General features: G+C 70.5%; 19 protein-coding genes. 13 read left to right on the forward strand and 6 right to left on the reverse strand.

Going from position 1 to position 22727, the window contains the following annotated elements:
* Positions 1–102: 102 nt before the first annotated feature.
* Together ABD978_RS43000 and katG are read left to right on the forward strand one after the other, a co-directional pair.
* Complete coding sequence (locus tag ABD978_RS43000) at positions 103–540, forward strand: Fur family transcriptional regulator (protein WP_345367360.1); 438 nt, start codon at positions 103–105, stop codon at positions 538–540.
* 33 nt (positions 541–573) lie between these two features.
* A complete protein-coding gene (gene katG, locus ABD978_RS43005) occupies positions 574–2808 on the forward strand; it encodes a catalase/peroxidase HPI (protein WP_345367362.1) in 2235 nt (744 codons plus the stop codon).
* Between the two features lie 89 nt (positions 2809–2897).
* On the opposite strand, the gene ABD978_RS43010 is transcribed toward katG, so the two are convergent.
* The gene (locus ABD978_RS43010) at positions 2898–3158 is read right to left on the reverse strand and encodes a DUF4235 domain-containing protein (protein WP_345367364.1); all 261 of its coding nucleotides are present in this window, start codon (positions 3156–3158) and stop codon (positions 2898–2900) included.
* Between the two features lie 122 nt (positions 3159–3280).
* Complete coding sequence (locus tag ABD978_RS43015; protein ID WP_345367366.1) at positions 3281–4054, reverse strand: aminoglycoside 3'-phosphotransferase; 774 nt, start codon at positions 4052–4054, stop codon at positions 3281–3283.
* Positions 4055–4283: 229 nt separating this feature from the next.
* Between ABD978_RS43015 and ABD978_RS43020 the strand changes: the two genes are divergently transcribed.
* Positions 4284–5663 (forward strand): ricin-type beta-trefoil lectin domain protein, encoded by a 1380-nt coding sequence (locus tag ABD978_RS43020; RefSeq protein ID WP_345367368.1) that lies wholly within the window; start codon positions 4284–4286, stop codon positions 5661–5663.
* Between the two features lie 177 nt (positions 5664–5840).
* Here the strand turns inward: ABD978_RS43020 and ABD978_RS43025 are convergent, their stop codons facing one another.
* Positions 5841–6635 carry an SAM-dependent methyltransferase gene (locus ABD978_RS43025; RefSeq protein ID WP_345367370.1) on the reverse strand — a complete coding sequence of 265 codons (795 nt, stop codon included), beginning with the start codon at positions 6633–6635 and terminating at the stop codon, positions 5841–5843.
* 690 nt (positions 6636–7325) lie between these two features.
* On the opposite strand from ABD978_RS43025, the gene ABD978_RS43030 reads away from it, so the two are divergent.
* The 4 genes from ABD978_RS43030 (at position 7326) to ABD978_RS43045 (ending at position 13887) form a co-directional block, all read left to right on the forward strand.
* Positions 7326–7475, forward strand: a complete 150-nt coding sequence (locus ABD978_RS43030; protein ID WP_345367372.1) for a hypothetical protein — start codon at positions 7326–7328, stop codon at positions 7473–7475.
* A gap of 747 nt (positions 7476–8222) precedes the next feature.
* Positions 8223–8471, forward strand: a complete 249-nt coding sequence (locus ABD978_RS43035) for a hypothetical protein (protein ID WP_345367374.1) — start codon at positions 8223–8225, stop codon at positions 8469–8471.
* A gap of 470 nt (positions 8472–8941) precedes the next feature.
* Complete coding sequence (locus tag ABD978_RS43040) at positions 8942–11983, forward strand: discoidin domain-containing protein (protein ID WP_345367376.1); 3042 nt, start codon at positions 8942–8944, stop codon at positions 11981–11983.
* A gap of 161 nt (positions 11984–12144) precedes the next feature.
* Entirely contained in the window at positions 12145–13887 is a 1743-nt protein-coding gene (locus tag ABD978_RS43045) for a pyruvate dehydrogenase (protein WP_345367378.1), read from the forward strand.
* Between the two features lie 4 nt (positions 13888–13891).
* Here ABD978_RS43045 and ABD978_RS43050 read toward each other — a convergent pair whose 3' ends face one another.
* Positions 13892–14533, reverse strand: a complete 642-nt coding sequence (locus ABD978_RS43050; protein WP_345367380.1) for an HAD family hydrolase — start codon at positions 14531–14533, stop codon at positions 13892–13894.
* 415 nt (positions 14534–14948) lie between these two features.
* On the opposite strand from ABD978_RS43050, the gene ABD978_RS43055 reads away from it, so the two are divergent.
* The gene (locus ABD978_RS43055) at positions 14949–15773 is read left to right on the forward strand and encodes an alpha/beta hydrolase (protein WP_345367382.1); all 825 of its coding nucleotides are present in this window, start codon (positions 14949–14951) and stop codon (positions 15771–15773) included.
* A gap of 4 nt (positions 15774–15777) precedes the next feature.
* On the forward strand, positions 15778–16386 hold the full coding sequence (locus tag ABD978_RS43060) for a nucleoside/nucleotide kinase family protein (RefSeq protein ID WP_345367384.1): 609 nt from the start codon (positions 15778–15780) through the stop codon (positions 16384–16386).
* A gap of 45 nt (positions 16387–16431) precedes the next feature.
* On the opposite strand, the gene ABD978_RS43065 is transcribed toward ABD978_RS43060, so the two are convergent.
* Both ABD978_RS43065 and ABD978_RS43070 read right to left on the reverse strand, forming a co-directional pair.
* Positions 16432–17730, reverse strand: coding sequence for a GDSL-type esterase/lipase family protein (locus ABD978_RS43065; protein WP_345367386.1), 1299 nt, complete (start codon positions 17728–17730; stop codon positions 16432–16434).
* Between the two features lie 19 nt (positions 17731–17749).
* Entirely contained in the window at positions 17750–18631 is an 882-nt protein-coding gene (locus tag ABD978_RS43070; RefSeq protein WP_345367388.1) for a CHAP domain-containing protein, read from the reverse strand.
* A 337-nt stretch (positions 18632–18968) separates the two neighbouring features.
* On the opposite strand from ABD978_RS43070, the gene ABD978_RS43075 reads away from it, so the two are divergent.
* From ABD978_RS43075 to ABD978_RS43090, 4 genes are all read left to right on the forward strand, one after another.
* Positions 18969–19937 (forward strand): DUF5954 family protein, encoded by a 969-nt coding sequence (locus tag ABD978_RS43075; RefSeq protein WP_345367390.1) that lies wholly within the window; start codon positions 18969–18971, stop codon positions 19935–19937.
* Between the two features lie 42 nt (positions 19938–19979).
* Positions 19980–21275: a VWA domain-containing protein gene (locus ABD978_RS43080; RefSeq protein WP_345367392.1), complete on the forward strand. Its 1296-nt coding sequence runs from the start codon at positions 19980–19982 to the stop codon at positions 21273–21275.
* Positions 21276–21277: 2 nt separating this feature from the next.
* Positions 21278–22093, forward strand: coding sequence for a hypothetical protein (locus ABD978_RS43085; RefSeq protein ID WP_345367394.1), 816 nt, complete (start codon positions 21278–21280; stop codon positions 22091–22093).
* A gap of 108 nt (positions 22094–22201) precedes the next feature.
* Positions 22202–22727 (forward strand): hypothetical protein (locus ABD978_RS43090; protein WP_345367396.1); only part of this gene is annotated, 526 nt, incomplete at its 3' end.

The following is a 22727-nucleotide window of genomic DNA, read 5'->3' on the forward strand; positions in this document are numbered from 1 at the left end:
CGCGCGGCTCGCCGCGCCGGGGTGGCCGCCGAGTCCACGCACCCTGAACAAGAATCATTTGTTCTCTTGAATCATTCTGGTTAGTGGATTAGGTTGAGGGCTATGACGCCATCCCAGCCCCCGACCTCCGCCGAGGAGCTGCGCGGTGTCGGCCTGCGGGTGACGGCCGCCCGCGTCGCACTGCTCGAGACCGTACGGACCGGTGACCACCTCGGCGTCGAGGCGATCGCCTCCGGGGTGCGCGACCGCGTCGGCCACGTCTCCTTGCAGGCCGTGTACGAGGCCCTCCACGCGCTCACCGCCGCGGGCCTCATCCGCCGCATCGAGCCGGCCGGCAGCCCGGCCCGGTTCGAGGGACGCATCGGGGACAACCACCACCACGTCGTGTGCCGGTCGTGCGGTGCCGTCGCCGACGTCGACTGCGCGGTCGGCGAGGCGCCGTGCCTGACCGCGTCCGACGACCACGGCTTCTCGATCGACGAGGCCGAGGTCATCTACTGGGGCCTGTGCCCCGCCTGTGCCACCGCCAGCAGTTCCTGAACACTGTGAACCGCCTTTTCCGGAGGGATCCCCATGACTGAGAACGATGACGCGATCGTCACAGACGCCAAGACGGAGGGTGCAGGCGGCTGTCCGGTCCCGCACGGCCGTACCCGCGCCCCGCACCCGACCCAGGGCGGCGGCAACCGCGGCTGGTGGCCGGATCGGCTCAACCTGAGGCTGCTCGTCAAGAACCCGCCGATGGCCAACCCCTTGGGCCAGGAGTTCAACTACGCCGAAACGTTCAAGAGCCTCGACCTCGCCGCGGTGAAGCAGGACATCGCACGGGTGCTCACGGACTCGCAGGACTGGTGGCCGGCCGACTTCGGGAACTACGGACCACTGATCATCCGCATGGCGTGGCACAGCGCGGGCACCTACCGCATCAGTGACGGCCGGGGTGGCGCCGGGGCGGGCCAGCAGCGCTTCGCGCCCCTCAACAGCTGGCCGGACAACGCGAGCCTCGACAAGGCCCGCCGCGTGCTGTGGCCCGTCAAGCAGAAGTACGGCCAGAAGATCTCGTGGGCCGACCTGATGATCCTGGCCGGCAACGTCGCCCTGGAGACGATGGGCCTGAAGACCTTCGGCTTCGGCGGTGGCCGCGAGGACGCCTGGGAGGCCGACGAGGACGTCTTCTGGGGCCCCGAGACCGCCTGGCTGGACGACGAGCGCTACAGCGGTGAGCGTGACCTTGAGAAGCCCCTGGCCGCGGTGCAGATGGGCCTCATCTACGTCAACCCCGAGGGCCCGAACGGCAACCCGGACCCGGTCGCCGCGGCACGCGACATCCGCGAGACGTTCGGCCGCATGGGGATGAACGACGAGGAGACCGTCGCCCTGATCGCCGGTGGCCACACCTTCGGCAAGACGCACGGCGCGGCCCCGGCCGACGCCATCGGACCCGAGCCCGAGGGCGCCCCGCTGGAGGACCAGGGCCTGGGCTGGAAGAACTCCTACGGCACCGGCAAGGGCCGGGACTCCCACACGAGCGGTCTCGAGGTCACCTGGACGCCCACCCCGACCACGTGGGACAACACCTTCTTCGAGCTGCTCTTCGGTTACGAGTGGGAGCTGACCGAGAGCCCGTCCGGGGCGAACCAGTGGCGGCCGAAGGACGGCGCCGGGGCCGACACCGTGCCCGACCCCGAGGACGGCTCGCTGACGCGCGCGCCGGGGATGCTCACGACCGACCTCTCGCTGCGCTTCGACCCGATCTACGAGCCGATCTCGCGGCGCTTCTTGGAGAACCCCGACGAGTTCGCGGACGCGTTCGCCCGCGCCTGGTTCAAGCTGACCCACCGCGACATGGGCCCGAAGCAGCGCTACCTCGGCCCGGAGGTGCCGGCCGAGACGCTGATCTGGCAGGACCCGATCCCGGCGGTCGAGCACGAGCTGGTCGACGCCGATGACATCGCCGCGCTCAAGGCCCGGCTCCTGGACTCCGGTCTGTCGATCTCCCAGCTGGTCACCACCGCGTGGGCGTCGGCCGCGTCGTTCCGCGGCACCGACAAGCGCGGCGGCGCCAACGGCGCGCGCATCCGGCTGGAGCCGCAGAAGAACTGGGAGGTCAACAACCCTAACGAGCTGACGACCGTGCTGCGCACCCTGGAGCAGGTCCAGGAGGCGTTCAACGCCGAGCAGACCGGTGGTAAGCGGATCTCCCTGGCCGACCTGATCGTGCTCGGTGGGTGCGCGGCCGTCGAGAAGGCCGCGAAGGACGCCGGCCACGACATCGTGGTGCCCTTCACTCCGGGACGCGCCGACGCGTCGCAGGAGCAGACCGACGTCGAGTCGTTCGAGGTGATGGAGCCGTCGCACGACGGATTCCGCAACTACCTCATGAAGGGCAACCTGCTGCCGGGCGAGTTCCTCCTGATCGACCGGGCGAACCTGCTCACGCTGAGCTCGCCCGAGATGACGGTCCTTGTCGGTGGTCTGCGCGTGCTGGGCGCCAACCACCAGCAGTCCTCCCTGGGTGTCCTGACCGACCGTCCCGGGACGCTGACCAACGACTTCTTCGTGAACCTGCTCGACATGGGCACGGTGTGGAAGCCGGTGTCCGAGGAGTCCGAGACCTTCGAGGGACGCGACGCCTCGGACAACGTCAAGTGGACCGCCAGCCGTGTCGACCTGGTCTTCGGCGCCAACTCCGAGCTGCGCGCGGTCGCCGAGGTCTACGCGAGCGACGACGCGAAGGAGAAGTTCGTGACGGACTTCGTCGCGGCGTGGGACAAGGTCATGAACCTGGACCGGTTCGACCTCGTCTGACTCGTCTGACCGGCTGACGGGTTCTGGCCGTCCGGTGACCGGGGTCTCGTGGACCTCCGGTCACCGGACGGGGCCTGCGACTCGTACGCTCACGAACTCTCTGGTCCGCCGTGGCGGCGGACCAGGTAACCATGGTTGAGGGCCGCCTTGACGCCGCCGACGATCGCGCCCTGCAGCGCGGCGGCGGCCAGGACCTCGACCCAGCCGCGCTCGACGTCCCCGGCGTCGGGCGCGTCGTCCTGTCCGGAGACGAGCTTCCAGGTCTGCTTGAACAGCGCTCCGGCGATCAGGCCGCCGGCCAGGCCGAGGACCGCCGAGACCGGACGGGAGATCGAGTCGGACCGGCTCATGACCGGCTCCAGTGGTCCCTAGTGCTCACGATGCCCGCACCTCTTCCCGTTCGGGGGTTCCGTTTACCGGTTCGGTGCGGCGGGATACCCGGTGAGCACGCGGGCTAACGCGACATTTCGGTTCAGTCCCCGAGGTCCCACAGGAGGCGGTAGTACCGCATCCGGTCCGGGTCGGGACGGACGCCGTAGGCGTCGAGGAGGAGGCCCTCCCATCCGGGACCGTAGTTCCACTCGGTGCTCCAGGTGGCGATGGCGAGGTCGGCCCATCGGTCGGCGACGCCGAGCCGGCCGAGGTCGACGTGGGCGGACCAGCGGCCGTCCTCACCGATGAGGGTGTTGGGCGCACAACTGTCGCCGTGGCAGACGACGAGCCGGTCATGCGGCGGGGTCTCCGCGAGGACCGCGAGCGCCCGGTCGACTCCCAGGGGGCGGTGCGCCGGGTCCCATCGCGTCGCGTCGACGCGGCCCTGCGCGGCGCGCCGGCGGGCGTCGGCGAGCCGGTCCTCGGCCGCCCAGGAGAACGGGCACTCCGCGACGGGAAGCGCCTCGTGGAGGGCGCGCAGACCCTCGCCGACGGCCGTCACCGCCGTACGCGGCTCGGCCTTCCACCGGTCGGCGACGGCGCTCTGGCCGGGCAGCGCGGCGGTCACGAGCCAGGAGCCGTCACCGTCGGCGCCCTGGTCCAGCACCCGCGGCACCGGGGTGAACGCCACCGCCCAGGACAGCCGGACGGTCTCCTCGGTGAGGTCGAGTCCGCTGTCCGGGGGAGCCCATTTGACGAAGCACCGGTCCGGGTCCGCGCCGACCTCGAACGTCAGCCCGCCCAGCTCGTTCTCCCACACCGCACGCACCGGCCGGCCCGCCGCCAGGGCCGCCACGCACGCGGGAACCGTCACATCCGATCGCGGGGGTCCGGCAACCATCGCCCAATCCTGTCACGAGACGGGCCCCGCGGTCTCTTGACGCGAATCGTGCTCCCTGGGCTATATTCGGCCTAATTCTTAGGAAACCTTCCTTATCTTTGAGGCCGACCCGGGCCTCGATCGCGACGACGGCAGGGAGGAGGCCCTACCTCTTACTTCGAGTCTTAGTTGAAGCACTGACCTTCCTGAGAGGACCCCCGCCATGAATCAGGAACGCTTCTCCCGTCTCCGGCTCCGGCTGCTGGCCGGCGCCGCCGCCCTCGCGCTGCCGCCGATCGTCGCCGCGGCCTCCCCCGCCTGGGCCGCCACCGGACAGATCACCGGGTACGGCGGCAAGTGCGTCGACGTCGCCGCCGCCAACAGCGCCAACGGCACCCAGATTCAGCTCTACAGCTGCAACGGCACCAGCGCGCAGCAGTGGACGGTCGGGACCGACGGCACCATCCGCGGTCTCGGCAAGTGCCTCGACGTCGCCGCCGCCAACAGCGCCAACGGCACCAAAGTGCAGCTCTACGACTGCAACGGAACCGCCGCCCAGTCGTGGACCGCGGCCGCCGACGGCAGCCTGCGTGCGCTCGGGAAGTGCCTGGACGCCACCGGCCCCAGCTCGGCGGACGGCACTCCGCTGCAGATCTGGGACTGCGCCGGCAGCGCCAACCAGAAGTGGACGCTGCCCGGCGGGACCGGCACCCCGCCGCCCGCCTCCGGGCGGATTCCCGGAGCCCCTTACCTCTACATGGGCTGGGGCAACCCGCCCAACCCCGCCACGGTCATGAACGCCACCGGGGTCAAGTCCTTCACCATGGCGTTCGTCAACTCCAGCGGCGGCTGTACCCCCGCCTGGGACGGCTCCAGGCCGCTCACCGGCGGCGCCGACGCCCAGGCGATCTCGGCGATCAAGGGCGCCGGCGGCAGCGTCGAGGTCTCCTTCGGCGGCTGGTCGGGCAACAAGCTCGGCCCGAACTGCTCGTCCTCCTCCGCGTACGCCGGAGCGGTACAGCAGGTCATCAACGCGGTCGGCCCGGCCGTGGTCGACTTCGACATCGAGAACTCCGACGAGTTCTCGAACTACACGGTGCAGGACCGGATCCTCGGCGGCCTGAAGATCGTCAAGCAGAACAACCCCAACGTCAAGATCGCCGTGACGTTCGGCACGACGACGAGCGGCCCCAGCGGCGACGGCGTCCGGCTCATCAACCAGTCCAAGGCGCTGAACGTGCCGATCGACAGCTACACGATCATGCCGTTCGACTTCGGCGGCGGTTCGAACATGTACCAGAGCACCGTCAACGCGGCCGAAGGCCTGAAGACCGACCTGAAGAACGCGTGGGGCTGGACCGACGCCCAGGCCTACGCGCACATGGGGATCTCCGGCATGAACGGCCTGTCCGACCAGCAGGAGACCACCTCGACGGCGACCTGGACCCAGATCCGCGACTGGGCGCTGTCCAAGGGCCTGAACCGCCTGGCGTACTGGGCGGTCAACCGTGACCACTCCTGCCCCGGCGGGGGAGTGCAGTCCACCTGCAGCGGCATCTCCCAGAACGACTGGGACTTCACCCGAATCACGGCCGGCTTCTGACCGAGGCCGTCCCCACCGCTCCGGTCACCGTCGCCATAACCGTTGGCGGCGGTGACCGGAGCACCCCCTGTACGACGCCCCTCGCCCGATCACCGATCGCGTCCGAGGACCCCGGCCGCCACGGCGTTGGTGAGCACTCATCCGGCCACCGTCAACGCCCAGGATCAGCCAGATCCGTCAGTGGGTGCGGGCGACCGCCGTCCAGCCGGCCGTCAGTGGCTTCTCGGCGCGGGTGGGCCGCCACTCGCACAGGTGGACCACGCCAGGGTCGATGACGTCCATGCCGGCGAGGAACGCGGTGACCTGGTCACGGGTCCGCGCGATGAAGGGGGCGTTCGCGCCGCGGTACGCGGTCGCCACGTCGAGGTTGCGCGCCTCTTCCACCGCGGCGTGGGAGAGGATGACGTGGCTGCCGGGCGCGAGGGCGTCCCGGTACCGCCGTACGAGACCGGCGGGGTCCTCCTCGTCGGGGACGAAGTGCAGGACGGCCACGAACAGCAGCCCGACCGGCCGGTCGAAGTCGATCAGCCGCCGGACGTGCGGGTCCTTCAGGACGGTGTCCGGATCGCGCAGGTCGGCGCGGACGGCGGCGGCGCGCTCGGCGGAGGACAGCAGCGCGTTCGCGTGGGCCACCACGACCGGGTCGTTGTCCACGTAGACGACGCGGGCGTCCGGGTGGACGGCCTGCGCGATCGCGTGCACGTTGCCCTGCGTCGGCAGGCCCGAGCCGAGGTCGAGGAACTGGTCGACCCCGCTTTCGGCGACGTACCGGACGGCCCGCTGAAGGAACTCCCGGTTGGTACGCGCCACCGCGGCGACGTTCGGGAGGACCTCGGTGACCTTTCCGGCGGCCTGCCGGTCGGCGCGGAAGTTGTCCTTGCCGCCGAGGAAGTAGTCGTACATGCGCGCGACGTTCGGTGTCCTGGGGTCGACCTCGAGCCCGGCCGCCGCGTCCTCGGTGGAATCGCTCATCCCGTCACGTCCCGGCCGCAGCCTCCGCACCGATCACAGCGATCCATGATCGTGATCGTAGCCGGGAGCCGGACCGCATAGCCGCCATCACCTGGATTGGGCCGGGCACTGGGATCAGCGCCCTGGATTTCGGTGCCGCCAACGACGGCGATCCGGGGCGTTAACGCACGCGCTCATGGCGCGGATGTTCCTGCATGCCCCGAGCCCGTTCCCGCCCGCCAGGCGGGACGGCCCGTACGCTGGGTGGGCCGTCGTTTCTGGTGGTGTCCACTCAGCGGAGACGAATTCTCCTCTGGGTAGACGCCGGTGGCAGAGGACGGGCGACCCGGGCGTGTGATCTGTGGAGATTGTCCGTTGTCTCCTTGGGGTGGTCGTGCGGGGTCGTACCGGAAGCTCGGCAAAGACCCACCCGTGGTGCCGATATGGGGGTTTTGGCCTCGTCCTGGGCTACGGTCGCCGAGCATTCGGTACGCCGTGGGTGGCGGACCGGAGCCGTCCCGGTCGCCGGCTCGGCCGCCCGGGGCGACGAACCCGCCGCTGTCGGACACCGGTCAGCCTGGTCCCCGTGCCGCCATGGAGCACCACAAGATCCACCGGACAGGTCCTAGTCCGCGAAGACCTCCGAACCGGCGCCAACCCCCATGACCACACCGACTCGATATGGCCGACGGCACACCGCACCATTCGAACGTGCGGGGTGTTCCGCTGTGGCGGCGGCAGGACGAGCCCTGCTACGTCGCGACTCGCGACACGAACCAACTCCTGTTCATCGACGCCGCGCTCGCCCGGTTCGACCGGATGAGCGGGGACGAACTCCACCAGTTCATCTCGTCGCGGTAGGCGCTCCTGCCGACGGGGCCCGTACCGCCGACTGCCCCCGGTGCACGGGCGCCGTGCGATCTGCGGGGGTTGCCCATCGCGTCCCAGGGGGTCGTCATGCGGGGTCGTACGGGATGCTCGGGAAAGCCCGCTCGAGGTGCCGTCAGCGACGGTGATCCAGGGCGTTAAGGCGAGTCACCCGGGTGGGCTCGCACCCGATGCTCGCCCGTGGTGCCGGCATGGAGTCCTTGACTCTTTCCTGGCTGTTCCGAGGCACTCAAAGGACGGAGGGCCCGACGCACGGTGCAACAACACGGCACGCTGCGCTGAGACCTCCGCCGCCACAAGATCCACCGAACGTGGTCAGGGGCAGCGGCGCCTCGCCGTGGCTGGTCGGCGTTCCCGGTTACGAGGGGATCGACGGTCACACCGTCATCACCACGGCACTCGAACGGGCCCAGCTGGGCCGGCCAGGCCCCGTACGTCGGCACCCCGAGCGCCCGGAAGGCGACGGCCGTACCTTCCATTGCCTTTTCGTTGCTTCCGGCGCCGGTAATCGGGTGACTCCTTTGGTGTCCGCATTGGGCGCCTTCTATCCCGGATCCGGCTGGGGACACGGAGACTCGGCGGGTACTGACAAAGTCCGTATCAACGGACACGAAAGTGTTGTCCAGATGTCGTCCTATCCGGGGCATTCGGCCCTATCCGGAAACGGTAAACGGTGCGAGCCTTGTCAAAGTGGACTGGATGGTGAAAAGAGGTGGTCTCATGATCCAGAAGGTCGGACAGCTGGTCGCCGCGGCCGTCGCCATGGCCATGCTCGTCCTCGGAGCCGTCCTGCTGGTCGGCGGCTCCGCGTCCGCGCAAAAGGGCGCCGTCGTCGCGGCGTCGGCGCGCGTGGACGCCAAGCCCGCGCCGTGTACCCGGTGCTGTCTCAAGATGAACCCCAAGACCCACCGGTGCGCTAAATACGGCTACAAGAAGGGCAAGGGCAAGTGCCAGGCCAAGTGTAAGTAAGGCCGTATTCGGGCACCAGGCGAAACCCATCAGAGGTGTAACCGAAGACCGCGAATGAGGGTTTTCGGTCGCGGTGACCGACCGACACGGCGCGGAGGCGTCCGGGTCGGTCGGTCATGCGGTGGTGGAGCCGTCGGCCGGCCGCCGTGCCGGGCCTCGCGTGACCGGCACGGCGGTCGGTCGTGCGTGCGGCCGTACGGCGCGAGGCCGTGCGGGCGCCCTAAGCAGGGCCTTAATATAAGCTCCGAAAAAACTCCTTCTCCGAGTATTGACACCGGTCGAGATCCCGATCAGTCTCTCGGGAGAGCGCGCTCCTCAGCTCCCGGTGCACGTCAGAGCCCCTACCCCCGCCGGGAGTCCTTCCCGCCACCAGCGTCACGGCGGGCGGTCTCCTCGCCGCTCCGCCGTGTCCGCGAAGAGGAGCCGCCCCCATGAAGCCCCGTCCCCGGGCAGCGGAACACCGTCCCGCAATGCCCGCAGTAGTGATCACCATCCTGACCCTGCTCCTCGCCTGTGCGGGGACCGTCCTGTCCGGTTCGGCGAGCGCGGCCGCCACGTTGCTCTCGCAGGGCAAGCCGGCCACCGCCTCGTCGGTCGAGAGCGCCGGCACCCCCGCCTCGGCGGCCGTGGACGGCGACACAGGTACCCGGTGGTCGAGCGCGTTCAGCGACCCGCAGTGGCTGCAGGTCGACCTCGGCGCCTCCGCCACCGTCTCCCAGGTCGTCCTCACGTGGGAGACGGCGTACGCGACGGCCTTCCAGATCCAGGTCTCCGACGACGCCGCCACCTGGCGGACGATCTACAGCACCACCAGCGGCACCGGCGGCAAGCAGACGCTCGACGTCTCCGGCACCGGCCGCTACGTCCGGATGTACGGGACGGCGAGGGCCACGGGCTACGGCTACTCGCTGTGGGAGTTCCAGGTGTACGGCACGGCGGGGTCGACGCCGCCGCCGAGCGGCACCCCGATCTCCGCGTTCAAGCAGGTCCGGGCCTCCTCGGCGGAGGGCGGCAACGCCCCGGCGGCGGCGCTGGACGGCCGTACGGACACCCGCTGGTCCAGCCTGTACACCGACAACGAGTGGCTGGAGGTCGACCTCGGCGGGGCCGCCACGATCACCGGTGCCACGCTCGTCTGGGAGAACGCCTACGCCACCGGCTACCGGATCGAGGTCTCCAACGACCGGACGAACTGGACGAGCATCTACAGCACCACGACCGGCAAGGGCGGCACCGAGAACCTCACGATCTCCGGCAAGGGCCGCTACGTGCGCTTCTACGGAACGGCCAGGGCCACGGGCTACGGCTACTCGCTCTGGGAGTTCCAGATCTTCGGCACGGTCGACGCGTCGAGCAACACGCCGCCGCTGCTGTCCCCGCCGACCAAGGCCCCGGCGACCACCGGCCAGTTCGCGCTGTCGGCGCCGGCCGACCACGCGATGGTCACCGACACCCGCCGCCCGGCCCTGTCCTGGGCCGCGGTCTCCGGTGCCGCGCACTACGAGGTGTGGCTCAACGTCAGCCGTACCGACTACGACTTCACCGCGTCCGGCAGGCTGCTCGATCTCTACACGAAGGTCGCCGAGCCGACGGGCACGAGCTACACGCCGACCTGGGACATCAGCGACCGCTGGACGTACCGGTGGTTCGTCGTCGCGGTCGGCGGGTCGGGTGCCAGGACCACGTCGAACATCCGCACGTTCAGCGTCTACCTGCCCACGATCACGGCGGCGGGTGACGGCGTGAACATCGTGAACGGCGCCCGCGACCTCAACAAGGACGGGACGATCGAGCCGTACGAGGACTGGCGGCAGCCGGTCGAGACCCGCGTGGCCGACCTCCTCGGCCGGATGACCCCCGAGGAGAAGGCGTACCAGATGTTCTACAACGCCCAGACGTACCCGCAGTCGGGGTGGCACTTCGGCCCGGCGCAGCCGGCCGACCTCGACAAGGTGCTCCGCGCCGCCGCCGGAACGCGCCTGGGCATCCCGCCGGTCTCCGCGGGCGACACGATCTCCGGGTACGAGACCACGTATCCGCTGCAGAGCGCGCTGGCCGCGGGCAAGGACTACCCGCTCGACTACAAGCTGGGCGACATGCAGCGCCGCGAAGAGTTGGAGGTCGGCACGCGCGGCGTGCTGGGGCCGCTGGCCGAGGTCGGCACCAAGGTGCTCTATCCGCGCATCCAGGAGGGCAACGGCGAGAACGCCGACGTCGCGGCCGCTCAGGTACGCGCCCTGGTGACCGGCCTGCAGGGCGGGCCGGAGCTGAATCCGACCTCGGTCCTCGCGACGGTCAAGCACTGGCCGGGTGAGGGTGCCGGCGGCGAGGCGGGCATCGTCTACGACGCGGTGACGATCAAGTACCACATGATCCCGTGGCGGGCCGCGCTCGACGCCGGGGCGGTCAACATCATGCCCGGCTACGCGGGCAGTTCCTTCCTCGACCCGGGCGGGCCGGGCGCGGGCAACAGCAAGCCGATCCTCGACTACCTGCGCAACAATCTCGGCTACACCGGCCTGATCACGACCGACTGGCTGCCCTCGGGCGCGTGGATCAGCGCGGCGAACGCCGGATCCGACGTGATGGGCGGCGCCGACCCGGGCGCGTCCGGATTCTCGATCGCGAGCTTCCTGTCCAGCGTGCCGATCGCCAGGATCAACGACGCGGTGACGAGGGTCCTCCGGCTGAAGTTCGAGCTCGGCGTCTTCGACCGCCCGTACGGCGACCCGGTGAACGGCCCGTACCGCTTCCACCAGCCGTCATACGCCGCGCTCGCCAACCAGGCCGCGCGCGAGTCCATCACCCTGCTGAAGAACGACGGCGTCCTGCCGATGAAGCTCAAGGCGGGCGACAACATCGTGGTGGCCGGTCCGCGTGCCACCGACGGCGCCGCCTGCTGCGTCTGGACCAGCTACTTCCACCAGAACTACGGCTCGCTGGACATTCTGGACGCGATCAAGGCGCGGGCGGCGAAGGACGGCGTCAACGTCTACCAGGACAGCGGGCCGTCGCCCAAGCTGGCCGTCGTGGCGGTCGGCGAGCCCAGCTACACGCACGCCACCGCCTGGGTGAAGGAACAGCCGTACCTGCCGGCGGACCAGCTCGCCATCATCCAGAACTTCCACAACCAGGGGATCCCGGTGGTCGTGGTCATGGACCTGCCCCGGCCGACGGTGATCTCCGAGTGGAACGGCATCGCCGACGCCATCGTGATGACCTACCGCGGCGGCGAGGAGGTCGGCCCGGCGACGGCCTCCCTCCTGTTCGGCGACTACACGCCGCACGGGTCGCTGCCGTGGCAGCTCCCGCGCAGCGTCGACCAGGTCCTCAAGCCGGGCGGCACGGACACCCCCGCCGACGCCGTCGAGGACTGGAGCCTCCCGTACGACCTGGGCGCGACCGCCGCCGAGCGGTCCGACATCCGGGCGAAGATCGACGCCGGTCAGTCACCGGCGACGACCTACGGGGATCCGCTGTACCCCTACGGCGCCGGCATCCACAGCTGGTAGGGAGGTGTTCGCGGGGCCGCACGCCGACGGTGTGCGGCCCCGCCTGGTCCCGTTCGTGTGCATCGTCGCGGACCGGGGCACAGTTGGTACGAGGGCCAAGGCGACTCGGCCGAGATCGATCATTGCCCGGCGGGCCGCCGCTCAACCGGGGGGACCGAGCGATGGCCAAGCGAACGGTGGCGGAGCAACTCGTCGACCTGCTCGTACGCGCGGGCGTCCGGCGGCTCTACGGCGTGGTCGGGGACGCGCTGAACCCCGTCACCGACGCCGTACGCCGCAACGCCGCGATCGACTGGGTCCAGGTACGCCACGAGGAGACGGGCGCGTTCGCCGCGGGCGCTGAGGCGCAGCTCTCCGGCCATCTGGCCGCGTGCGCGGGCAGCAGCGGACCCGGCCACGTGCACCTCATCAACGGGCTGTACGACGCCCAGCGCAGCATGGCGCCGGTACTGGCCGTCGCCGCGCACATCCCCAGCGCCGAGATCGGCACGGCGTACTTCCAGGAGACCCACCCGGACCGGCTGTTCGCCGAGTGCAGCCACTACTCCGAGCTGATCTCGACACCGGAGCAGACGCCGCGGGTCGTCACCACCGCCATCCAGCACGCCGTCGGACGTTCCGGCGTCTCCGTCGTGAGTGTGACGGGCGACGTCGCCGGGCAGGAGGCGCCGTCCCCGGACGGGGACGTCGCCATGGTCACCGAGCGGCCCACCGTACGCCCCGGCGACGCGAAGGTCGCCGAGCTGGCGCGGCTGGTCGACGAGGCCGACGCGATCACGCTGTTCTGCGGGCGCGGCACCGCCGGCGCCCACGACGAGGTCATGGAGTTCGCCGAGCGCGTCAAGGCGCCGGTCGGGCACGCGCTGCGCGGCAAGGACTGGATCCAGTACGACAACCCGTTCGACGTCGGCATGTCCGGGCTGCTCGGCTACGGCGCCGCGTACGAGGCGATGCACGAGGCCGACCTGCTGATCCTGCTGGGCACCGACTTCCCTTACACCGCCTTCCTGCCCGAGGACGTGCGCACCGCCCAGGTCGACATCCTGGCCGAGCACCTGGGCCGTCGCTCCCGCCTGGACGTGGCGGTCTGGGGAGACGTCCGGGAGACGCTGTGCGCGCTCATCCCGCGGGTCCGGGAGAAGACCGACCGCCGTTTCCTGGACCGGATGCTGAAGAAGCACGCCGACGCCCTCGAAGGAGTGGTCACCGCCTACACCCGTGACGTCGAACACCACCGGCCGATCCACCCGGAGTACGTCGCCGCAATCCTGGACGAGGAGGCCGCCGACGACGCGGTCTTCACGGTCGACACCGGGATGTGCAACGTCTGGGCGGCCCGCTACCTGTCCCCGAACGGCCGGCGCCGGATGATCGGCTCGTTCACGCACGGCTCGATGGCGAACGCCATGCCCCAGGCCATCGGCGCGCAACTGCTCGACCCCGGCCGGCAGGTCGTCAGCATGTCCGGCGACGGCGGCTTCTCGATGCTGATGGGCGACCTTCTCACCCTGGTCGACCACGACCTGCCGGTGACGGTCGTGCTGTTCGACAACTCCAGCCTCGGCATGGTCGACCTGGAGATGATGGTCGGGGGCTTTCCGCCGTACGCGACCACCTATCCGCACACCGACTACGCCGCGATCGCGCGCGCCGCCGGGGCGCACGCCGTCCGCGTCGAGGACCCGCGTGACGTACGCGACGCGCTCCGCGAGGGCCTGGCGCACCCCGGCCCGTCACTGGTGGACCTGGTCACCGACCCGAACGCCCTGTCGATCCCGCCGCGCATCACCGGCCGCCAACTGGCCGGCTTCGCCACGACCACGAGCAAGCTGGTGCTGACCGGCGGCGTCGGCCGCATGGTCCAGCTCGCCCGCTCCAACCTGCGCAACATCCCGCGCCCGTGATGCGTCAGTTCTCGGTGAGGAGCGTACGGCCGAGCGCGTACGCCTCCTGCAGGTCGCTGCCGCGGTAGCTGAGCGCGGCGAGGTCGGCCAGGTGGTGGTCCGCGTTCACCGCCACCGTCCTGGTCAGCCGCTGGAACAGTGGAGCGTCGGACATCGAGTCCCCGTACGCGACGCACCGCGCGTGCGTGAGGTCGTGCCGCTCGCAGATCTCCGCCACGATCCGGACCTTGTCCTGGGGAGTGAGGACGTTCTCCGGATCGAGCGGCTCGACGAACGGCAGGGCCGGGAACCGGGAGGCCACCACCTCGTCGAAGCCGAGGTCGAGCAGGTGGCGGGCGAAGAAGTCGGGCGACATGGTGATCACCACCGAGCGTTCCCCGCGCGCCCGGATGTCCGCGCACACCTCCCGGATCCCGGACAGCCAGGGACTGGCGGCGAACGCGGCGGCGACGTCCAAGGGCGTCAGCTCCCGCCACAGCGCGGGGAGGGCGGACGAGAAGGCGCGCGTATCGATCTCCCCGGCCGCGAACCGCTCTTCCAACTCGACCAGCGCATCCGTCGACCCGACGTGCCGCGCGATCTGCAGGCTCGCCGTCGTCCCCTCGAGGAGGGTCCCGTCCATGTCGAACACGTGAAGAGACGTCACAGGCGGCAAGTCTGGCCGACCACCCACCACCGACACGAACGAATTAACCACCCTGATGTGACGAAGCGCACCATTGCTCACGATTGCTCACGATTGCAGGCTGCGGACCGTCTCTTCCGGAAGAAGCGGCCGACGGTCGCTCTTCCTAAGAAGCGGCCGATGGCCGCCCAAACTGAGCAGAAGGGCAGAGCTATGACTCCTCGCCACCCTGACAACAGCCCCAAGGGTCCGGGCACTCCCCGACCCGGCGGCGGCGGCGGACCGACGCCGTCCGGGCCGCACACCCCTCGACCCGGCAGCTGACCTGGGCCCCCGGCCCGGTAACTGACCTGTGAACCGGTCCCGGCGGGGCGGCTTCAAGCCGCTCCCGCCGGGACTTTTGCTTTGTCGAATCCGGCACCTACGATCGCTGCTCATGGCCGTACCCGATCTGCATGAACTGCGTGATGGAAGCCGTCGCCGGGCCGGTGCGCGGCCCCGGGGCCCGGAGATGGTCCGGGTCGAGGACGTGCGCGGACCGGACGGACTCACGCTGCGGCACTATCGCCCGTCCGAGGAGGAGCGGCCGCTCGTCGTCTTCGTCCACGGCGGCGCCTGGGTGATGTGCGACCTGGACACCCATGACCGAACCTGCCGGCGCATCGCCGAGGCGTGCGACGTGGAGGTTCTCGCCGTGGACTACCGGCGGGCTCCCGAGCATCCGTACCCGGCGGCCATCGACGACGTGGTCGACGTCCTGCGCCGGGTCGAGCCGGTGGCGGTGGCGGGCGACAGCTCGGGCGGCCACGTGGCGACGATGGCCTGCCTGCGGCTGCGCGACGAGGGCGGCCCGCTGCCCCGCGCACAGATCCTCATCTGCCCCAACACGGACCTGACACTGTCCCGGCCCAGCGTCCAGGAGAAGAGCGCCGACTATGGGCCGGCGGCCGACTTCCTCGCCTGGGCCGTCGAGCAGTGGACGCCCGATCCGGCGACGCGCGTTCCGGCCAGCCCGCTGTTCGCCGCCGACCTGCGGGGCATGCCGGACACGATCCTCGTGACCGCCGAGCACGACACGCTCCGCGACGAGGGCGACGCCTACGCGGACCGGCTGGCCGAGGCCGGGGTCCGCACCGTGCACCGGCGGGAGCCCGGACTGGTGCACGGCTTCATCCAGAACATGGACCTGACCTCCGAGGAGGCGGCCGCCGCCGCGCAGCGGCTGTTCGCCGACATCACGGCCCTGATCCACGGGCGATAGGCCGGTGAGCGAGATCGACCGTCGGTGGGTGCGGGACCTGGCCGCGCGGCTGCGCACGGCGCCGGCCCGCGCCGGCCGGACACGCGTCATCGCGATCGACGGGCGGTCCGGCTCCGGCAAGTCGACGCTCGCCGCCTCGCTGCACCGGGAGTCGGGCGCGCCGGTGGTGAGCCTCGAGGACCTCTACGGCGGCTGGGACGGCCTCGAGCACGGCGTCGACCTGCTGGTCGCGGAGGTCCTCGCTCCGCTGGCCGCCGAGCGCACCGCGTACGTCCCACGGTACGACTGGACGGCCGCGCGCTGGCGGACGCCGATCGAGCTTTCCCCGCCCGCGCTGCTCATCGTCGAAGGCGTCGGGGCCGGAGCGCGTCGTGCCGCCGGCTACGCGAGCGTGCTGGTCTGGCTGGAGGCGGGGGAGCGGACCCGCCGGCGGCGGGCGCTCGACCGCGACGGTGACGCCTACGCGCCGCACTGGGAGAGGTGGGCGGCGCAGGAGGCCGAACTGCTCACCCGCGAGACGACGTGGGACCGCGCCGACGTCGCCCTGGACACCGACGCCGGCCCCGGCTCCTGGACGGACGCCGACTCGCCGCCGCGACGCGCTCGCGAGTAGGGCAGGCCCTCCCGGTGTCGCCGGGAGGGCCTGGCCGGGGTCGGTTCAGTTCCCCCAGGTGAAGGAGACGAAGTGGGCGAGGTGGTCGGCCTCCCGGGCGTAGCCCGCCTTGGTCGGGTGGTAGGACTCGTCGTCGTGGGCTCCGAAGCTGGCCGTGTTGTGGTCGTGCCTGCCCTGCATGAGCCCGTTCGCGTAGCGGCTGCCCGCGTCGGTGCAGATGTCGTGTCCGGCGAAGGCCTTCTCCTCATCGAGGACGGCGGCGCCGGCCTGCTTGGCGACCTCCGTGATGAGGGCGTTCAGCTTGTGCCACGTACGGTGCACGCGGTCGAGATCGGGCTGGCTCATCTTCGTTCCGTAGCCCAGTGTGTCGCCGCAGTCGGCCGCGTTGGCCGGTAGCCGCGCGGGGAAGACGTCGGGGTAGGTGAGGACGACGAGGTGTGCCTTGGGCGCCTTGGCCGTGATCGCCGTGTAGGCGTTCTTGAGGCTGTTCCGGAGGTCGGGGCCGTCGATCTTGGCGTCGGCTTCGGTGAGGTTCTTGTTCCAGCAGTCGTCCACGTCCTGTTGGCTTCTCAGGCCGTTGATGCAGTTGCTCAGGATGTCGGCGAACTTCACGTCGTTCCCGCCGATGGTGAGCGTCACCAGGCGGGTGTTCGCGCCGAGTGCGCTGCGGTCCGTGACCTGGGGAGAGGGCCGGTCGCCGGTCTTCTCGACGATGTCGTGGGTGGTGGCGCCGTTGCAGGCGAGCAGGACGGGACGGGTGTCGCCGAGCCAGGACGGCAGGTGGTACGACTGGGGGTACATCCACGAATACGTCGCCGTCGAGCGATGGCAGTTCCCGGTGTTTCCCGGGTCGTCGTCCTGATACGTGCCGGTGCCGGCGGCGTAGGAGTCGCCGAGGGCCACGAACGGCTGTGAACCGTCGTCGGTGGCGGACGTGGTCTTGGGCGTCTCGGAGTCACACGGCGGTACGCCGGGTGAGCGGCCGTCGGTGCCCTGCGCCTGGGTGGTGACGTAGTGGTCGTAAACCCACCCGCCGTCCGCGAGCTTGTCCCAGGTGTGACTGGCCAGCCCGTCGTACGGGTCGTCGCCGCCGTCCGTGGTCTGGCACACGACCGCGACCTCGTCGCCTTCCTTGAGTTCCCGTAGCGGGTCGCCGACGTGCGGGTTCCGCTGCACCACCAGCGTTCCGTCCGTGCCCTGGACGTTGTAGTGCGCCGGCGCGGAGGCGCACTCCCCCGTGCCGGGATCGGTCGTGCACGCCCGCGCCGGAGTCCCGGTCAGTACGACGGAGGCGGCGGACAGGATGATCGCTGCGGCCGGCACGATCGCTTTGAAGGCCATCATTCAACGTCCTTTTCTGCTGTCAGAAGTGCAGGAATCGGCTCGGGTCGGAGGTGGGAATGATCCGGGTGTTCCAGCGGTGAAAACGGCCCCAGTTGTATTCCTCGATCTTGATCGTGCCGTTGTCGTAGACGGCCTCGACGTAGGCGACGTGGCCGGCGGTACCGGCCCCGTTGCGGCCGCCTTTCCACTGCGCGACGTCTCCGGCGCGCGGTGTCTTGTCGACGGGGGCGTCCCACTGACCGGCATCGCCCAGCCAGTCCGGAGATTCGGCGTGATGCAGCCCGTCGGAGCGAACGGCCCATGCGGCGAAGGAGGTGCACTCGCCCTCGTAGTAGCCGTGACCGTCGGCGACCCAGGCGTCCTGCGCCGGCCAGGGGTAGGCGCCGGAGAGCGTTGCGGTCGGCTGCGTGCGGGGAGTGGTCCGGGAACGGTGCCCGGTCGAACTCGGGGTGCCGTTCTGCTCGCCCGACGACGTGGGGCCTGCGCCGCAGTGGCGGACCCCGCGCGACCAGCCGTTCGGGTCCTGGGGCGGCGTGGTGACGTAGTGGTCGTACACCCAGCCGCCTGCGGTGGTGAAGTCCCAGGTGTGGCTGTACAGGTGGTCGTAGGGGTCGGTGCCGCCGTCGTTGATCTGGCAGATCACACCGATGCCGGCGCCTTCCCGCACGCGTTTCTTGACGTGGTCGACCTGGGGGATGGTCTGGACGGCGAGGGTGCCGTCCGTCCCCTTGACCTTGTAGGGGACGGGGGTCGTGCAGGCGCCGGAGTACGGATCGGCGGCGGGGCAGGGACCGGCGTGCGCGGGAGTGGTGGCGGCGATGATCCCCGTGGTGAGGGTGGTGGCGATCGTGGCCGCGATTCCGAGGGCCAGACGCCGTAGCGCGGGATGGCGAAGACTCACTTCAGGTCCTCCCGTGAGGGGCTGTGACAAAGAGCGAATCGCGCAGGGATTCGCACGGCAGGACCTGTATAGGACGGTGGTTGTCCAATTACCGCTGGAGTGGACAATCGCCTCGGCCGGTTGTCCATCCCGGATCCGAGGCGTTGTCCATAAGCCGCTTTCGGCGCCTTCAATCCTCTTTATGGTCATTAGCGACATAACTCGTAAATCCTCACTGCCCAGAATGCTAAAACCGTCGTCGGCCGCACCGACCAGGGGATCGCCGCGCCGGACCGCTTTTCCCCTGGATCCGGGGAAAGCGATGCGCGCCCCGGAGTTCGCAGGTAAAGATGGGCCCATGTCCTTTCCGTTAATGCCTGGATACGACTACATCAATGTGGTCGCGGACCTCGACCCGGTCGCCGCGATGCGTGATCGGGACCTCGGGGACCGCATCCGGACCTTCACCAAGCTCCTCCCGGCGGGAGCGCCCGACTTCGGGTACGCCGTGCAGAAGGGCACCGAGTGGCGCATCGGCTGCGTCGGCGCGGGCGATCCGGAGGGCGCCCGGTACTCCCTGGCCGCCGCCCTGCGGATGGGGTCGAAGGACGAGGACGACCCGGAGACCGTCCGCGCCATGCGCGCGGCGGCCGACCGGCTCGACCCGGAGGACGGCAAGCAGCTTCCCAAGGACGAGTGGGAGATCGGCGACCGCCGCTACCGGGTGATCAGGATCGAGAAGTTCACCCTGATCGGACAGCGGCTGATGGAGCCGCCGCGGCCCACCGACACCGACCCTCCGTACGGCGCCCGGATGCTCGAGGACCACCTCATCGACCCGCGGACGCCGGTGGGGCAGTGGGAGGCGCAGCTGCGGCTGAACCTCGTCGGGCACCTGCCCATCCCCGGCACCGTCCCCGAGACGGTGCAGATCGAGGCCCGGCACGCGATCCGCACCCACCCAGGCGTGGTCCTGCTCCCGCCGACCTACACGGTGGTGGAGATCAAGGGAGACTCCTGGGACCCCCTCACCGGCGCGGACGGTCCCGATCAGGCCCGTACGCACCTGGCGAAGTACTTCAGCGAGCTGCTGCCCCGGCTGCTGGAGTTCCAGGGCGAGCCCGCCACTCCTGAGGAGATCGCCGAGTGGAACGACGCCGCCGACCAGATCGAGGCGATGAGCGGGCCGGAGTTCGCGGTGCTGGACCGGAGGTTCCGCATCGTGCGCGTCTCGCGGATGCTGCGCGTCGGCCGCGACGGCCCCGAAGGGCCCCGCCCGTCGGACCAGGAGCGGTACGGCATGCACGGCACGGAGTCACGGTCCTGATTCCGATTTAGCGCGCCATCTGATGATCATTAGGATCCTCGGGTGATCATCAGACGACGGTCCGCGGCCGGCCTGCTGTGCATGCTGGCCGCTCTGGCGATGTTCGGCGCGCCCCCCGCCCGCGCCGCCAAGGCCACTGCCACGGAGCCGCCCAAGGTCGAGCTCGTCCTGGACGTCAGCGGCTCGATGCGGGCTCGGGACATCGACGGACGCAGCCGCATATCGGTGGCCCAGCAGTCCTTCGACGAAGTGGTGGACGCCCTGCCGGGCGAGACGCAGCTCGGCATCCGCGTCCTCGGGTCCCGCTACCGCTTCCCCGGCAGCCCCCAGTCCGTCGGATGCCGTGACACCCAGCAGATCAGCCCGGTCGCCCAGGTGAACAAGGTCGAGGCGAAGGCCGCCATCGCGACGCTGCGCCCCACCGGCTGGACCCCGATCGGCCTGGCCCTGCGCGCCGCCGCCAAAGATCTGGGGACCGGCGAGACGACCCGGCGGATCGTCCTCATCACCGACGGCGAGGACACCTGCGCGCCGCCCGACCCGTGCGACGTCGCCCGTGAGCTCGCCGCGCAGGGCACCCACCTCGTCATCGACACGCTCGGGCTGACCCTGGACGACAAGGTCCGGCGGCAGCTCACCTGCATCGCCGACGCCACCGGCGGAACGTACACCGCCGTCCAGCACCAGCAGCAGCTCACCAGCCGGCTCAACCAGCTCGTGCACCGGGCCGGCAGCACGTACCAGCGGACCCCGCAGCAGGTCGCGGGCGCTACGCAGTGCACCAACGCCCCGGTGCTGTCGCCCGGCGTGTACACCGACCGCGAACGGATCAGCGAGCACCGCTACTACCGCGTCCCCGTGGGCCCCGGGCAGGAACTGCGCGCCTCCGTCAGCGTCGCCCTCGACCGCAGGCTGAACCCCGACTACGGGGTGCTGCTGCGCGCGACGTCCCAGGACGGCCAGGAACTCGTGCGAGGCACGGACGCGAGCAGCGGGCGCACCGACGTCCTGTCCACCGGGCTGCGCTGGTCCGACCAGCGGCCGACCGGCTCGTCGGAGCCGAGCGCCTCCGCGTCGGCGGGCACAGGAGGGTCCGCGGCCGGCACCGTCTGCCTGGTCGTGAGCAACTCCTTCGCCGCACCGCCCGGCGTACGGACGACGCCCGGCATGCCGCTGGAGCTGACCGTCGACGTCGTGCCGTCCTCGCCGACGCCGAACGGCCCGGACCTCGGCCGCGGCTGGCTGCTGCTCGTCGTGCTCACCGCCGCCGGCCTGGTCGCCGGGCTCATCGTCGGCTGGCTCGCCCGCTGGCGGATCGCCATCTGGAAGGAGAACTGACCGTGCGCGTCACGAGACTCCTGTCCCTGTCGATCGCGACCGCCGCCCTCGCGCTGGCCACCGCCGGACCGGCCTTCGCCGGTGGCAAGGCGTCGCCCAAGCCGCGTACGACGATCGGCACCGCCGGGACGTCGTTCCTCACCGCGACGACCGTGCAGCCCGGCCAGGCCGCACGGCTGTCCGCGTCGACCGGCGACTACCTCTACTGGTCGTTCGCCGCGGCGGCGGGACAGACCGACCGGATCGCCGTCACGATCACCCTGCCCACCGACTCGAACCGGCTCGGGGCCAGCACCTGGAACGTCGAGGTCTTCGACGGGCTGCGCCGGCGGCAGGCCTGCACGGCGGGCCCGCAGACCGTCACCGCGCAGTCCGGCGCGGCCAAGGTCTCGCTCCAGTGCACGCTGCGCCAGATCCGGTCCTGGGCCGAGCCCTGGTCCAGCGACCCGCTGCCGGGCACCTACTTCGTACGGCTGGCGGCGGCCGACCTGCCGGAGCAGGGCCTCGGCCTGCCGATCGACGTACGGCTGCGGATCAGCGCCAAGCACGGGAACGCCGAGCCGTCCGGCGCGCACCTCAAGGCCCCGCTGTCGCCCGCCGTCAACCCCGGCGCGACCGTGGCCCCGGACGCCATGCCCTCGGCGGATCCGTCGGCGGTCAGCTCGGCGCCGAAACCGGTCCAGCGCGCCAAGAGCTGGTTCTCGTTCTCCTGGCCGTCGACCCGCTGGTGGTGGACGATCGGCGGCGGCGTGCTGGCCGCCGTGGCGGGCGTCGCCGGCTACAGCCTGACCCGGCATCCCCACCGCTGGTTCTCCTGACCGCGTCGGCCCCGGCGCGGACGCAGGCCGCGCCGGGGCCGCGTAACAAGACTGTCGAAATCCGCGATTCGGTCGTTACCAAAACGATCTTCTGGCTACCTTGACCCCATGTCAAAATCTCGGATCTGGGGGCGGAGCGTCGTATGCCTCGCCGCCGCGGGCGCGCTGATCGGCGCGGCCATCGCGCCGGCCCAGGCGGCCGCAAGGCCCAAGAACGGCTCCGTTAGCGAGATCGCGAACAAGCTTCAGCAGACGATGGACGGCCTGAGGTTCCAGGACGTCCTCGACACCGACCCGCCGACCACGGCCGCCGCGGCCCGTAGCCTGCGGGCGAACTCCGTCGACAAGGACGCGCAGACACCGCAGCAGCAGGCGCGGCTGCTGGCCGCCGCCGACGACGCGAAACCCATCTCCCAGCAGCCACAGCTCGACGCGACCGTCATCGAACTGGACCGGCACAACCGGCCGGTGTCGTCGGGCACGGTGCTGATGAGCCCGCAGTACCCGCATGGCAAGGTCATCCCGGTCGACAAGAACTTCCACACCAGTGATGTGCGGTGGCGGCAGTGGGATGACGCGGGCTGGTACACCAACCACGCTCAGGGCACGATCGACGTGGTTCCGGGGCGGGAGA

The sequence above is a fragment of the Actinoallomurus liliacearum genome (assembly GCF_039542035.1).
Taxonomy (GTDB): domain Bacteria; phylum Actinomycetota; class Actinomycetes; order Streptosporangiales; family Streptosporangiaceae; genus Actinoallomurus; species Actinoallomurus liliacearum.